The organism is Bacillus pfraonensis (assembly GCF_050768835.1).
Classification (GTDB): domain Bacteria; phylum Bacillota; class Bacilli; order Bacillales; family Bacillaceae_G; genus Bacillus_A; species Bacillus_A pfraonensis.
In genome coordinates this window covers 40,970-55,532 of record NZ_JAHCDO010000001.1, presented here as the reverse complement: position 1 = coordinate 55,532, position 14,563 = coordinate 40,970, and the positions used below count along the sequence as shown (strand labels likewise).

The 14,563-nt window shown below is 35.9% G+C and carries 8 protein-coding genes; 6 read left to right on the top strand and 2 right to left on the bottom strand.

All coding sequences use genetic code 11. The annotated features are described in order from the left end of the window. Nucleotides 1–2 precede the first annotated feature (2 nt). The 3 genes from KFD70_RS00270 to KFD70_RS00260 all read left to right on the top strand — a co-directional run bounded on the left by KFD70_RS00270 (nucleotide 3) and on the right by KFD70_RS00260 (nucleotide 3,088). Complete coding sequence (locus KFD70_RS00270) at nucleotides 3–1,457, top strand: MDR family MFS transporter (protein ID WP_336452498.1); 1,455 nt, start codon at nucleotides 3–5, stop codon at nucleotides 1,455–1,457. Nucleotides 1,458–1,630: 173 nt separating this feature from the next. Then, a complete protein-coding gene (locus KFD70_RS00265) occupies nucleotides 1,631–2,398 on the top strand; it encodes a 4'-phosphopantetheinyl transferase family protein (RefSeq protein WP_336452497.1) in 768 nt (255 codons plus the stop codon). 141 nt (nucleotides 2,399–2,539) lie between these two features. Further along, nucleotides 2,540–3,088: a cold-shock protein gene (locus tag KFD70_RS00260; RefSeq protein WP_336452496.1), complete on the top strand. Its 549-nt coding sequence runs from the start codon at nucleotides 2,540–2,542 to the stop codon at nucleotides 3,086–3,088. A 33-nt stretch (nucleotides 3,089–3,121) separates the two neighbouring features. Here KFD70_RS00260 and KFD70_RS00255 read toward each other — a convergent pair whose 3' ends face one another. Then, entirely contained in the window at nucleotides 3,122–3,394 is a 273-nt protein-coding gene (locus KFD70_RS00255; protein ID WP_336452495.1) for an HU family DNA-binding protein, read from the bottom strand. Nucleotides 3,395–4,182: 788 nt separating this feature from the next. Then, nucleotides 4,183–4,410, bottom strand: coding sequence for a helix-turn-helix domain-containing protein (locus tag KFD70_RS00250; protein ID WP_336452494.1), 228 nt, complete (start codon nucleotides 4,408–4,410; stop codon nucleotides 4,183–4,185). Between the two features lie 571 nt (nucleotides 4,411–4,981). Here KFD70_RS00250 and KFD70_RS00245 point away from each other — a divergent pair. The 3 genes from KFD70_RS00245 to KFD70_RS00235 are packed head-to-tail and all read left to right on the top strand — an operon-like array spanning nucleotide 4,982 to nucleotide 14,491. After that, entirely contained in the window at nucleotides 4,982–5,959 is a 978-nt protein-coding gene (locus KFD70_RS00245) for a SagB/ThcOx family dehydrogenase (RefSeq protein WP_336452493.1), read from the top strand. A 32-nt stretch (nucleotides 5,960–5,991) separates the two neighbouring features. Further along, complete coding sequence (locus KFD70_RS00240; protein WP_336452492.1) at nucleotides 5,992–12,981, top strand: amino acid adenylation domain-containing protein; 6,990 nt, start codon at nucleotides 5,992–5,994, stop codon at nucleotides 12,979–12,981. Between the two features lie 55 nt (nucleotides 12,982–13,036). Beyond that, nucleotides 13,037–14,491 (top strand): pyridoxal phosphate-dependent decarboxylase family protein, encoded by a 1,455-nt coding sequence (locus KFD70_RS00235; RefSeq protein WP_336452491.1) that lies wholly within the window; start codon nucleotides 13,037–13,039, stop codon nucleotides 14,489–14,491. Nucleotides 14,492–14,563 lie beyond the last annotated feature (72 nt).

Here is a 14,563-nt window from a genome sequence, read left to right as displayed (position 1 = left end):
TAATGAATTTGAAGGTGAATCCGAAAATTGTTGTGAGTGTTGTATATGTAACTGCGATGTTTATGGCTGCTATGGATGCAACGATTGTAAATGTAGCACTGCAAACGATTAGTCATGAGCTACAAGTTCCAGCTTCAGCAATGGGGACAGTCAATGTTGGATACTTAGTAAGTCTGGCTGTATTTTTACCGATTTCTGGATGGCTCGGAGATCGATTTGGTACAAAGCGGGTATTCCTAATTGCACTTTCTGTATTTACAGCAGCTTCTGCATTATGCGGATTTGCTGATAATATTACCGCCCTAAATATATTCCGCGTTATACAAGGTGCTGGCGGAGGATTATTGACTCCCGTAGGAATGGCAATGTTATTTCGAACATTCTCACCACAAGAAAGACCGAAGATTTCTAGGTTTATTGTTTTGCCTATTGCTGTTGCGCCAGCAATAGGGCCAATTGTTAGTGGATTCTTTGTAGATTATATGTCTTGGCGCTGGGCATTTTATATTAATTTACCGTTTGGAATAGTAGCTTTATTAATTGGTACGTTATTTTTAGTAGAGCATATTGAAAAAAATGCTGGGCGGTTAGATTTACCTGGTTTTATACTTTCCGCACCAGGATTTGCAATGTTGATATATGCAATGAGTCAAGGGCCATCAAAAGGCTGGGGTTCCTTAGAAATAATAGGGACAGGATTGGGTGGACTTTCGCTTATTATTTTCTTTGTGTTTGTTGAACTTCGTGTGAAGCAGCCAATGTTAGATTTACGTTTGCTACAAGATCGTTTATTTCGGAATATGAGTCTCATTTCATTATTTTCGGCTGCTGGATTACTGGGCATGTTATTTATATTCCCACTTATGTATCAAAATGTGTTACATGCATCAGCACTGGAAACAGGGCTCACTACATTTCCAGAAGCAATTGGACTTATGATTTCTTCACAAATAGTGCCTTGGTCGTATAAAAGGCTTGGACCACGTAAGCTAATCTCTCTTGGATTGTTGTGCTCAGCAATCATATTTGTTGTATTAAGCTTCGTGAATCAGGAGACAAACCCTTGGGTGATTCGAATGTTACTATTCGGCATAGGATTTTTCTTAGGTCATTCTGTAGGAGCTGTGCAATTTTCAGCTTTTAACAATATTCATCCATCTTCAATGGGGAGAGCGACAACCATTTTTAATGTGCAAAATCGTTTAGGTTCTGCCATCGGTGTTGCGATTCTTGCGAGTCTTCTAGCTGCTTTTGGAAATCATAATGTCAGTGAAGCTGGAAATGAGAGTGCTAGTATTGTAGCGTATCAAATCGCTCTAATTGGTGCAGCTATATTTCTATGCATTGCATTATTGTTTGCATTACGTATTCGTGATGCGGATGCAATAGCTACATCAAAGAAAAAAACGGCAGTCCAATCAAATGAATCTCATTCAAAAGCAGTCGCGGGTAAATAGCGGAGGTATAATCTGCCCAGGTGTAATGATAAAACTGGATAGAATTCTCTATTACAATAGCAATGATCAAAAGCTAAAAGGGAACTTGTTAGTGGAGATGTTTGTTGAAAGACCGGAATAGATTTCATACTTTTCTTAGTATGAGTATTGGATATGAAAAGGGGAGAATTTTTATGAAGGATTGGGAGATTGTAGATTCAGTACCAAAGCTAAGAAGCCATCATTGCCAAATATGGTGGGCTCGAATTTCAGACTTGCAACCTTGGCACTATGATTTACTAAATGACACCGAGCGTGAGAAAGCAAATTTGTTCCATCAGCCTGAGGACCGAGCAAGATTTATGATTGGATGTGCAATTAGTCGATTGGTACTGGGAAAACAACTCGCAATGTCCCCTCTTCAAGTACCCATCGATCGAACCTGTCCAGTTTGTAAGTTAGCACACGGACGCCCGCAATTACCTGTAGGTATGCCGCAATTATCTGTGTCACATTCAGGAGAACGAATTGCTGTTGCGTTTACAACGTCCGCAGCTGTCGGCATAGATGTGGAACAAATAAATTCTAATATTGATGTGCTTAAAATGGCAGTAGGAGTATTAACAGATATAGAAATTGCTCAGCTAGAAAAACTGCCGATTGAAAGTAAAGTTGAAGGGTTTTTAACATATTGGACGCGGAAAGAAGCGATACTCAAGGCGACTGGAGAAGGATTAATGATATCACCTTCTAATCTGACTGTATCAACTCCAGATTATTTACCAGAACTACTTGTTTTTCAGGATAAGCCAGAGTTTGTTGGAACTACAAATTTGATGGATTTGCGACCTGGTTCAGGCTATGTTGCTTCAATAGCTTTATTAAACAAAGATGTAACAGAAATAAGGCAGTTTGATGCAGGGACACTTTTGCAAAGTAGTAGATTTCTTACACATAAATGAGCAGTAACTGATTAGTTGATGGAAGTTTGTAACGATAATAGAATCGATACCTACCATAGTCGTTTTCATATGAGGTAACTTTAAGAATATGTTCCGTCTGAGTTAATACTAGATTATATAAATATAGAAGAGGTGTTAGTCATGTTAGTAGTGGAAAATAAAAAAAGAGAATTGGCTGATGCTGCAGCAGGAAAAGTGGTTAAAGATCTATTGTTTTCTAAAGAAACGCTATCTATCGCATCTTTAGAAAATATTGTGAAAGATACAGTCCAGTTCAATATTGTGGAACAAGAAATGCTAGATCGAAAATATATTCCCAAGGAAGCGAAAAGCTTTTTTGATAAAAATGGAGCATTTCTTTACAGAGTTTCGTCTGTTAGTTATAAGGAGAAGGTGTTATCTGAAAATCTAATTTTTGCCGATACTTCACTTTTACCAATTGAAATGGTTAAAGAATTAGAAACTGGAGACGTACCAATTGAAAAACTAATTGAGGAAATGGACATAAGAAAAAATATGTTATATCAAGGGTATCAACCTTCTGGAAACATTATTGAACTGTTTGATGGTTGCTTATTACAATCTAGTATATATCCTACGAGAAAATATCAAATCGTAAGTAACTGTAGGTGTTTATTTTATATTTGTGAAGTATATCATGCAGATAATATATACGCGGTTATGAAATAAAATAAGAAACCAGCCTAATTGGCTGGTTTCTTATTATTTTACAGCTTCTTTTAATTCTTTTCCTGCTTTAAAGGCTGGAACCTTCCCGGCTGCAATTTGAATTTCTTCACCTGTTTGAGGATTGCGACCTGTACGCGCAGCTCTTTCGCGTACCTCAAATGTTCCAAAACCAATAAGTTGTACTTTGTCACCAGTCTGTAAAGCGTTTGTAATTGCATCAAATACAGATTGAACAGCTAATGAAGCCTCTTTTTGTGAGATATCGGCTGTTTGAGCCACATTTTTAATTAATTCAGTTTTGTTCATTTTTTTCACCTCATATAAATATTTTTGTCTAGGTTTGTTTTTGTAATAAGTGATAGCATGTAGCAATATTGTTGAAAGCATTGATAGAATCACATTGTTATCTTAAGTTCGGTGAAAGAAGCGGAATCCCTGCAAAGTATTGATGAATTTATTTTTATCCCGTAAAAGCCCGATTGGTGAGGATTGATAATCAGTAGGGGATGAAGAAAACCCCCACTGATTAAAGTTTCACTTTATTGCCTCTTTAGAAAGAAGGGTTTATATAGAAAATAATAAATTTACTTTATAAAATAGAAGAAAGGAGGAATACAATTATGTTATCTTTAGTGATTATTGTCTAAAAAGAAATATGTAGTAAAAGTATGAATAATAGCAGTATTACCAAGTAATAGAGGGAAGAATACAGTAAGTAGTTATAGAGGGCGAAACAGCTAGTCTTAGAAGCCCTCTTCTCGCAAGGCAATTGTCATACGAAGATAGCCATATTTTTTGTATTTTATGTGAATCGCTTGAATTTGTTCACGCAATGTATCATCCTGTGAAAAACGTAATTTTCTTTGCGTACGTGTTGAACGCCTCTTATAGTAGCTAGAACAATTTAACTGAGCAATGACGACAAGCCAGATTACCTTGTATCGAGAACGTAGTTCTTCAATAATCTCGTACTTAGTCGTTTGAGCAAGGACACCTCCTACAGATTTGGATACTGTTTTTTTAGTACGCCACCTGTGCCTTGTAGTATTCCAATTCTTCTTCCATACTATCGAATTTCGTACGAGGATGACCTTTCAAGGGGTTTTTGAAGTCCCCCTATTACCACTACTTTTCCCCCGTGAGTCTGAAATACCGCCTGTTTCTTGATATTTCCTAACCCAATCTATTAGTTGCGTTCTACTTTTAAGTCCATATTTCTTCGCTATAGCTGATTGACTATCCTCACCATTTAAAAAACTTTCTACGGCTTGTATCTTTAATTCATCTGAATAAGTTTGAAATGTAGCCCCTTTTTTAGCCATAATAAAATCCCCTCCAAGTAGAAGTGTAACATCCATGTTTGTTCATGGTCTTTTTACACTGTCTACCTTAAGGGGATAATATCATTTTTAGGTGTCTTTTTTCTATTTTAAATACGATATGTTGACAACGCACTTGTACGTAATAGAATGTTACAGTTATACATTAACTTCTAAAGAAAAGTTGTAAACTCTTTTCTTAATTCATATGTAATAAACCTTATTTCAAAGTTTTATTGGTATAACAAATAAAACTTTCTCAATATTATTTTGTTTAATAACTATATTCATCTGCTTTCCAATCCATTACAATAATTTCACATTGAAAATACATGAATATTCTCAATGTTTTAAATGGTTTATATTTTATAGGATTACTAAGGAAAAGGATGTGAAATGCCCAATAAAAAATAGTGTTTTATGATGAAATAAAAGATTTTAAAGAAAAAAAGTTATTTTATTATCCTCAGGCGGTCTTAAAGTACATGCATTCATAGTTGCTATGGGACAAGGAATACAATCTAAAATTTTGTGGATTGGAAGTAAAATAAGTTAATCATTTATGGAGGGGAATATGAGCGAGCAAATTTATTACTGGTCTCCTATTAAGCATTGGGAGAAGTTGCATAATGAAGTTTTGATAGGAGAAACGAAATTTCCAGGTGTTCTGTCTGATTGGTTTCCTGAGCTTTATTTTTTGACTCAAAAAGGTGTGACGATTAGTGAGCTAGTAGAGCGCTTTTCGTTAGGAAATGAGGGAGAGACACAAAAAATAGTAGAACTTATGATAAAGAATCGGGTGTTAGTAAGTAACATATTACATCCAAGAGAAGTATTTTCCACACAAGAAAAAATTTTTCCGAATCCATATAGCAATCAGATTCGCTTCTCTAAAGAGGAACTAGATAAGTATATTAGTGAACAATTAAATCGAACGCACCCTGCTGCGCGGTCAACCGGAATTCAACTTGAAAAAACAAATGAGCTGCCCGCCATAATCAGGGAGCGTAGATCTTGCCGCCAATTTGATATGAACAAACCTATTGTTTTTTCTGAATTTTCTAAGTTTATTTCTACTCTTAAACAGGTTAAGGAAGAAAAAACATACTATCATTACGCAAGTGCGGGTGGACTCTATCCCATTGATATCTTTGTCTATATAAAACCAAAACGTATAGAGGGTATGAAAGCTGGTTTTTATTATTATAGTCCATCAGAGAATAGTCTTTTAATTGTAAATAATATTGACCAAGTAATCAAAAGTGATCATGAGCTAATTAACCAGGAGTTATTTAACCAGTCTGCCTTTTCGGTTTATTTAGTCTATAATGCGAACGCTTCCATTCCGAAATATGGTTCAGATGGATATTTATTTGCTTGTATTGAATCAGGTATCATCACTGCTACCTTAAATATGGTAGCTGAGACATTAAATTTAGGAGTTTGTTCCGTTGGTCATATGAAATTTGAAGAGATTCAGCACTTTTTAAGTTTGGATAACCATCAAGTATTTCTCCATGGGCTTGAAGTTGGCTTGAAAATTAACAAATAGATGAAATGAATATTAGGGGGCTAAAGATAAAAATGCACATTAAAGATCGAAGTTCGATTCATGAGAATAAAGTGGTAGAAGCATTTTGGAAGGAGCAATTATCTTCCGAGGTTCTCGATTTTTCTTTATTTAATAGCGGTTATCAATTTAATAAAGATAATCCATGCGACCATATTCAAGTCATTATGGATTCAGAGCTTAGTCAAATTATACAAAAAGTAAGTAAGTCTCAGGATATACTTTTATTTAGCTGGTTACAGGCCGCATTAAGGGTTTGCTTGGCACATTATACAGATCAAGAAAAGATTACAATTGGGGTTCCTGTAATTGAAAAAAATGATGAACAGAGGAAGAATCGTAATGATTTGCTTCCTATAGGAAGTGAAATCTATCCGCATCAATCCTTTAAGAAAGTGGTAGATCAAGTTGAACAAACGACTATATTCGGGTATGACAATCAGAGTTATCCGCTCCCTGAATTATTAGCGAAACACCATTCAACTCCTTTTCAAATCGTTTTTGGGATGGAAGGATTACATAATAAAAGTTTGATAGAAGAATGCTCAGAGAATAATTTAGCTATCTGGATACGAAGAAAATGGAATGAAATACATAATGAATTTGAATTTCAAATTTCTTTCAAGTCTCATTCTCTTTCTTCGTTGCAACAGTTTGCCAAATCTTATCTTTATGTTTTAAAGCAAGTGTTAAAAAATCCGAATCTGGCTGTGAAAGATATCTGTATTATTTCGGAAGAAGACAAAGAGTTGCTAGGAGGGTTTAATCAAGTTCAGACAGGCATAGACTTGTCTCAAACATTTCAGGATTTGTTTGAGGAGCAAGTGTTGAAAACCCCAGATCAAATTGCTGTTATTTGTAATGATCAATCTTTGACATATAGAGAATTAAATAAGAAAGCAAATCAATTGGCTTCTATTCTCCAAAGTAAAGGTGCATCGAAAGAAAGCATTATTGGAGTTATGGTAGATCGTTCATTGGAAATGATCATTGGCATGATGGGGATTTTAAAAGCAGGAGCAGCATATTTACCAATCGATCCTCACTATCCAAGTGAACGAATTGAATATATGTTACAAGATAGTCAAGCCAAATGTTTGCTGAGCAAGCGAACAGAGGTAGAATTTCCACAATTTGCTGGTGAAGTGCTGTATCTTGATGAGGAACATCTCTTCCAAGGTGAAGAAAGCAATTTAGTTCGAGAAAGTGATCCTAATGATTTGGCTTATGTTATTTACACATCAGGATCAACAGGAAATCCAAAAGGCGTAATGGTGGAACAGAAATCTCTTGTCCATTTTTTAAGCGTTATGAGAGAAAAAGTAAAAGATAATCAGTCGTTCTTGTTTCTTGCTAGTGTTTCTTTTGATATTTCTTTGTTAGAAATATGTCTTCCTTTAACTCAAGGTTCGAAAGTAGTCATAGTTACAGAGGACCAGTTTGCAACAAAAGAATTGGCTCATTTGGTTAAAGAACATAAGGTGGATTTATGGGAATCAACCCCATCAAGAATGGAAGTGATTTTGAGTGATCCAGAAGGGGCAGATTTTCTACAAGATTTAAAGTCCATTTTGTTAGCAGGGGAAGCATTTTCAATTGATTTAGTTGAAAAAATTAGAAGCATCAGTGAAGCGAAAGTTTTAAATATCTATGGTCCCACAGAAACAACCATTTGTGCAGCAGTAAAAGATTTGAGCACGGCCAAAGAAGTGACGATTGGAAAACCTAATCCCAATTATCGTTCCTATATATTGAATAAGTATGGTCAATTGAAACCTTTTGGAATACCGGGCGAGCTCTGTATTGCTGGCGTGGCAGTAGCCCGGGGGTATCTTGGTAAATCTAAACTGACAGATGAAAAATTTGTCCTGAATCCTTTTGTAGCAGGAGAAATGATGTATCATACGGGTGATTTCGTTCGTTGGTTGCCTAATGGAGAATTTGAATATCTCGGTCGAATGGATCATCAAGTGAAAATTCGGGGGTATCGGATTGAATTAAGGGAAATCGAAGCTCAGTTAAGGAAATATCCAAAGATAAGCCAAGCTATTGTTGTTGATCAGGTATATGGAAACAGGAAATTATTAGCCGCTTACTATGTATCGGATAATAAGGTCCCTTTTGAAGAGCTCAGAAAATATTTAAGCAATAAATTACCTGAGTTTATGATTCCTGAAAAAATGATTCAGGTAGAAGAGATTCCATTGAATCCAAATGGGAAAGTAGATCGAAAAAGGTTATTGGATGTAACTCAAATAGATTACGTATCTATTCCATACGTTGCCCCACGAAATGAAATTGAAGAGAAATTGGTACAAGCATGGGGAAAAGTGATGGAAATCGAGCGGATCGGTATTCATGATAACTTTTTTACTTTAAGAGGAGAATCGATTAAAGCACTACAGATTATCAATTTATTAAGAAAAGACCATTTGAAAGTAAGTACAACGGATTTTTTCAAACATCCCACGATTGCTCAACTAAGTTCTTATGTAGAGGTGGAGCATAAAGAAGAATGCTTAGATAATATGCCAACTCGTGTTAAAGATTTGTCCAAGCCATTTCCCTTAACGGAAGTTCAGACAGCCTACATGTTAGGACGGAATTCACAGTTTGAATTAAGCGGTATTTCACCTCAAACGTATTTTGAATATGAAACAAAATTGGATATCAATCGTCTTTCGCAAAGTTTTCAAAAAGTAATTCATCGTCATCCAATGTTACGAGCTGTAATCTTGCCAGAGGGAAAACAACAAATTTTACAAAACGTTCCTAATTATCAGATTGAAATAGAAAGTCTCATTGGTTTAGATGATAGGAAACAAAGTGTTCGCTTGCAAGAAGAACGTTCTCGAATGACTAACCATGTATTTCCTTTGGGGCAATGGCCTTTGTTTGAATTGAAAGCCTTTCTTTTAAAAGAAGACACTTATTTGTTATGTTTTCGATATGATGCTTTATTGATGGACGGGGCAAGCATGAACATCGTTGGACATGATTTGTTTCATTATTATTACAAACCAGATCAAAGTTTGGATTCTCTTTCTTTTGATTTTCAAGATTACATGTTTATCTATGATGAAATGGAACAAAGCAAAGAATATAAAACAGCAAAAGATTATTGGACAAGTAAGCTTCCTGACTTTCCGTTTGCTCCTTCTTTGCTGTTAAAAAAGGATCCGGTAGAGATTGCTACTCCTACATTCCAATCACTTACTAAGATTCTGGACAATGAAAAATGGACAAAGTTACGAAAGTTAGCACAAGAGAAAGAAGTAACTCCTTCCGCTCTACTTTGTACGATATATGGTGATGTGTTGGCATATTGGAGTAATCAACGTCGATTGGCAATTAATTTGACTGTATTTAATCGTTATCCTGTTCATGAAGAAGTAGAGCAGATTGTGGGAGATTTTACTTCACTCATTTTATTGGATGTTGATGTGAATCCAGAGCAATCTTTCTTTACTAGAGTAAAACAAACTCAATCTACTTTATTAGATGGCCTTGAACATCGGCATTACGATGGAGTTAACTTTATTCGAGATTTTACTCGATATCACCAAATGACGCCAAAAGCAGTTATGCCAATTGTTTTCACCTCGATGCTAGCAGGTGCGGGTGCTTTTGCTTGGGAACAGCTTGGTTCTCTTCGCCATATTCACGCTCGGACTCCACAAGTGTATTTGGATAATGTGGTAATTGAAAAAAATGGAGAGTTATTAATTAGCTGGAACTATGTAGAAGAATTGTTTGATGCTGATGTGATAGAAGCAATGTTTTCCCAATTTGTCGACTTGTTGGAACAATTGGTGAAACAAAGTGACGTAACCTATTTGCAAATGAAAGAATCGGATCAAACTTTAATTGAGCAATACAATCAGACAACAGAAAAAATACCTTCTACTACTCTGTATCAATTATTCACAGACCAAGTAAAGCGTACACCGGATGAAGTAGCAGTAGTCTTTGAGCAAGAATGGTTAACTTACTCAGAGCTTCATAAGCGCTCCAATCAAGTTGCGCACTACTTGCAAGAACAAGGGGTTGGTTTAGGGGACAAAGTTGGCCTTTTGGCACAGAGGCGAGTTGATACGATTGCTAATATGATGGGGATTTTAAAAGCAGGTGCTGCTTACGTACCCATCGATCCTGATCATCCACTAGATCGACAAACATATATCTTAGAAAATAGCGCATGCAAACTTTTATTAGAACCTAGTCTTTATGAAGAGAAACATTTGTCATTATATACAAATGAAGACCTACCTACTATTGCTAATCCGGAAGATCTTGCCTATATTATCTATACTTCAGGAAGTACTGGAAAGCCAAAAGGAGTAATCATTACTCACCAAGCGGTTGCAAATACCATTCAAGATATCAATGAAAAATACCAGGTAAATGAAGAAGATCGTATTATTGGTATCTCTTCTATGTGCTTTGACCTGTCTGTATACGATATTTTTGGAACGTTAAGCACGGGTGCAATGTTGGTAATGATTCGTGATCCGAGAGACATGCAAGAACTAATCCGTACGGTCGAACGCAGAGGAATTACAATTTGGAATACAGTACCTGCAATCATGGATTTGGCATTGGATCAAGTAGGTACTCATTTTAAAAATTCTTCTTTACGTTTAGTTTTACATAGTGGGGATTGGATTCCACTCTCTTTACCAGAAAAAATAAAACGACATTTCCCGATTGCGGAAGTAATTTCACTGGGAGGAGCAACAGAAGCATCAATTTGGTCAATTTATTATCCAGTCAAACAGGTGGCATCACATTGGAACAGTATTCCATATGGGATGCCTTTGGCAAACCAAACGTATTATGTGTTGAACTATGAAAAGAAAATGTGCCCTGTTAGTGTAATTGGTGATTTATATATTGGGGGAGTGGGTCTTGCTAAAGGATATTTAAATGATGAACAAAAAACGAACGAAGTATTTGTGTCACATCCGGAGCTTGGTCTCATTTACAAGACGGGAGACTGTGGCAGAATGCATCCCGAGGGGTATATTGAATTTTTAGGCCGCCAAGATTATCAAGTCAAAATTCAAGGATATCGTGTGGAATTAGAAGAAATTGTCCATTGTCTTCTCACTTACAAACAAGTCGAACAAGCTGTAGTAATTGATCAGGCAGATGAGAATGGGATGAAATTTTTAGTTGCATATGTGGTAACTGAGCAAAATATAAGCACAACAGAACTACGACAGCATTTGCGAGACCGCTTGCCAGAGTACATGATACCTTCTTATTTTGTTTATCTAGAACGACTACCCTTAACTCCTAATGGGAAATTAGATCGAAAAGGGCTTCCTGCTCCAGAGAAACAAAAAAATGATGTGTTTATTGCTCCAAAAACTGAAATGGAAAAAATATTGACTAGTGTATGGCAAGAGGTACTCAAAGTAGATCAAATCGGAGTAAATGATCATTTCTTTGCCTTAGGTGGAGATTCGATAAAAGCGATTCAAGTTTCTGTCAGACTGTATAGACAAGGATTTGAGTTAGAGCCAAAAAATCTATTTTCGTTTCCTATATTAGGAGACATGGTTCATTTTGTTAAAAAGCTAGACCATTTTTCAAGTTCACAAACAGACGATATAAACAAAAAGAAAGAAAATAAAGTTACATCACTAAATCAACATACACTTAACAAAATAAAAGAAAAAATGCCAGATTTAAAAATAGAACGAATTTACCCATTGGCACCTTTCCAACAAGTTATTTATGAATATGCTGTAGCTGAGCCTGATACCAATGCTTATTTCGAACAAACAATTTGGACGCTTGAGGGGCAATTAGATGTAGATCTCTTTATTCAGTGTTTTCAACAATTAGTTGATCGTCACGATTCTCTAAGAACAATCATCGTGCAAGATGAACAAGAACAACCTTGGCAAGCTGTGCTACATGATGTTCAAATAATTTCAGAGGTAAAAAGCTTGATTGAGATGGCAAAACAAGAACAACAGGAATTCATAGATCAGTGGATGAATGAAAATTTAATTCGAGGATTCAAAAATGATGAACTCATGACCCGTCTCTGTATATTTCTACTAGGGAATGACGAGTATAAGGTAGTTTGGAGTTCCCATCATCTATTGTGCGATGGTTGGAGCGTCAGCATTTTGTTAGACGAATTATTCCAACTCTATGAAACAATAAATGCGGGAACTACAGTAGAGTTACCTACGGTAAAACCTTTTCAAACATTCATAGACTGGACTTTAGCACAAGACCATGAGAAAGCACGTCATTTTTGGCGGGATTATTTATCAGGATACAATCGAAAAATCAGTATTCCTAAGAAGAAAGTACCAACTCAAAGTGAAGGGTTAAATTTCACATTTATGGATTTAACGTTAGATAGGGATTTGACTAATCAGTTACAGACATTTGTAACCAAAAACAATATAACTGTGAATTCGGCATTACTAGCTGTATGGGGAATATTGCTTGGCAAATACAACGGAATGAAAGAAGTAGTATTACCTAATCTAGTATCAGTCAGACCTCCCGAAGTAGAAGGGATTGAAAATATGTTTGGTCTGTTCACAAATGTTTTGCCTATCCGGCTAGCATGGACAGAAACACAATCTTTTGTGGACTTCTTGCAAAAAGTACAACTAGAAACATTGAAATGTAATGAGTATGCATACTATTCATTTGTTGAGATACAAAAACAAAGTGAGTTGATCAATCAGTTAACCGACCATCTTTGGGTTTTTGAAAACTATCCAACGAACCCAGAAATCTATTCTTCAAATGAGAATAGAAATTTTGCCATCACAGATTACCAAGTTGTTGATGAGCCGCATGTAAAGTATGGAATTATGTGCTTCCCTGAAGAGAAACTTACAATAAAATTTGGATATGATCAAACTGTATATGAAGCGGAGAAAATACAGGAAATATTGAATCATATCCATCAGTTAATCAACAGGATCCTTCAAAATCCAACACAGACAATCGGTGATTACAAATTATAAAAAATGAAAAGGCGAGCAAGAACTCGCCTTTTTAAATGGAATAGGAGTGAACCAAATGACCAAAAACCTGCAATTATCAGCCGAAGAGATGCGTCAGTTAGGATATCAAGCGGTTGATTTAATTGTTGACCATATGAATCATTTAAAAAGTAAACCAGTATCTGAAACGATTGATGGTGATATTTTTAGAGACAAGCTAACTGAATCAATTCCAGAAAACGGATCCAATCCGAAAGAGCTCCTTCATTTTCTTAATAGCAATGTGTTTAATCAGATTACCCATGTGGATCATCCGCATTTTATGGCTTTTGTGCCGGGTCCTAATAATTATGTAGGAGTAGTAGCAGATTTTTTAACAAGTGGGTTTAATGTATTTCCCACAGCTTGGATTGTAGGCGCAGGTGCTGAGCAAATCGAATTAACGACAATCAACTGGTTAAAATCAATGTTAGGATTTCCTGATTCGGCTGAAGGGCTATTTGTAAGTGGGGGTTCCATGGCTAATTTGACTGCGCTTACTGTAGCGAGACAGGTCACGCTTAATAACGATATAGAAAATGCGGTTGTGTATTTTTCCGACCAAACTCATTTTTCTGTGGATCGGGCACTTAAAGTATTAGGGTTCAAACATCATCAAATTTGCCGAATTGAAACAGATGAATATTTACGAATTTCAGTTAGTACTTTAAAAAAGCAAATAAAAGAAGATCGACTAAAAGGGAAAAAACCATTCTGTGTTGTTGCTAATGCAGGGACAACTAATTGTGGAGCGGTTGACTCCCTCAATGAATTGGCTGATCTGTGTAATGAAGAAGATGTATGGCTACATGCGGATGGGGCCTATGGCGCTCCAGCAATTATCAGTGAAAAAGGAAGTGTTTTACTTCAAGGAATTCATCGAGTCGATTCCTTAACACTGGACCCTCACAAATGGCTTTTTCAGCCTTATGATGTGGGCTGTGTACTCATTAGAAACAGCCAATACTTAAGTGAAACATTCCGTATGATTCCGGAGTATATTAAGGATACGGAAACTAATATAGAAGAAAAAGTTAATTTTGGAGAACGTGGAATTGAACTATCTCGTAGATTTAGGGCGTTAAAGGTATGGCTTTCTTTTAAAGTGTTTGGAGTCGCAGCTTTTCGAAAGGCAATTGATCATGGCATTATGTTGGCTGAACAAGTTGAAGAGTTTTTAAGGAAAGAAAAAGATTGGGAAGTGGTAACATCTGCCCAATTAGGAATTGTTACTTTTCGCTATACCCCTTGTGGACTAGCATCTATAGATAAAATTAATGAACTAAACAAAAAACTGGTGGAAGAAATTAATCATAGAGGATTCGCTATGCTAAGTACGACCAAATTGAAAGGAAAAGTGGTAATTCGACTTTGTTCCATCAACCCAAGGACGACAACAGAAGAAATGCTTCAAATTATGATGAAAATCAAAGCACTTGCAGAGGAAATAAACATATCGTCTAAACATCTTATTTCAATTCCGCAACTTTAATATTCTTACATAAAACGGAATGAAAACACTAAAGAAATGTACAACAACAAACACACTCTCTTTTTAATAAGA

Excerpts from the sequence above, each read along its gene's own strand:
- KFD70_RS00270 (WP_336452498.1), top strand. The coding sequence starts at position 3 with ATGAATTTGAAGGTGAATCCGAAAATTGTTGTGAGTGTTGTATATGTA.
- KFD70_RS00265 (WP_336452497.1), top strand. The coding sequence starts at position 1,631 with ATGAAGGATTGGGAGATTGTAGATTCAGTACCAAAGCTAAGAAGCCAT.
- KFD70_RS00260 (WP_336452496.1), top strand. The coding sequence starts at position 2,540 with ATGTTAGTAGTGGAAAATAAAAAAAGAGAATTGGCTGATGCTGCAGCA.
- KFD70_RS00255 (WP_336452495.1), bottom strand. The coding sequence starts at position 3,394 with ATGAACAAAACTGAATTAATTAAAAATGTGGCTCAAACAGCCGATATC.
- KFD70_RS00250 (WP_336452494.1), bottom strand. The coding sequence starts at position 4,410 with ATGGCTAAAAAAGGGGCTACATTTCAAACTTATTCAGATGAATTAAAG.
- KFD70_RS00245 (WP_336452493.1), top strand. The coding sequence starts at position 4,982 with ATGAGCGAGCAAATTTATTACTGGTCTCCTATTAAGCATTGGGAGAAG.
- KFD70_RS00240 (WP_336452492.1), top strand. The coding sequence starts at position 5,992 with ATGCACATTAAAGATCGAAGTTCGATTCATGAGAATAAAGTGGTAGAA.
- KFD70_RS00235 (WP_336452491.1), top strand. The coding sequence starts at position 13,037 with ATGACCAAAAACCTGCAATTATCAGCCGAAGAGATGCGTCAGTTAGGA.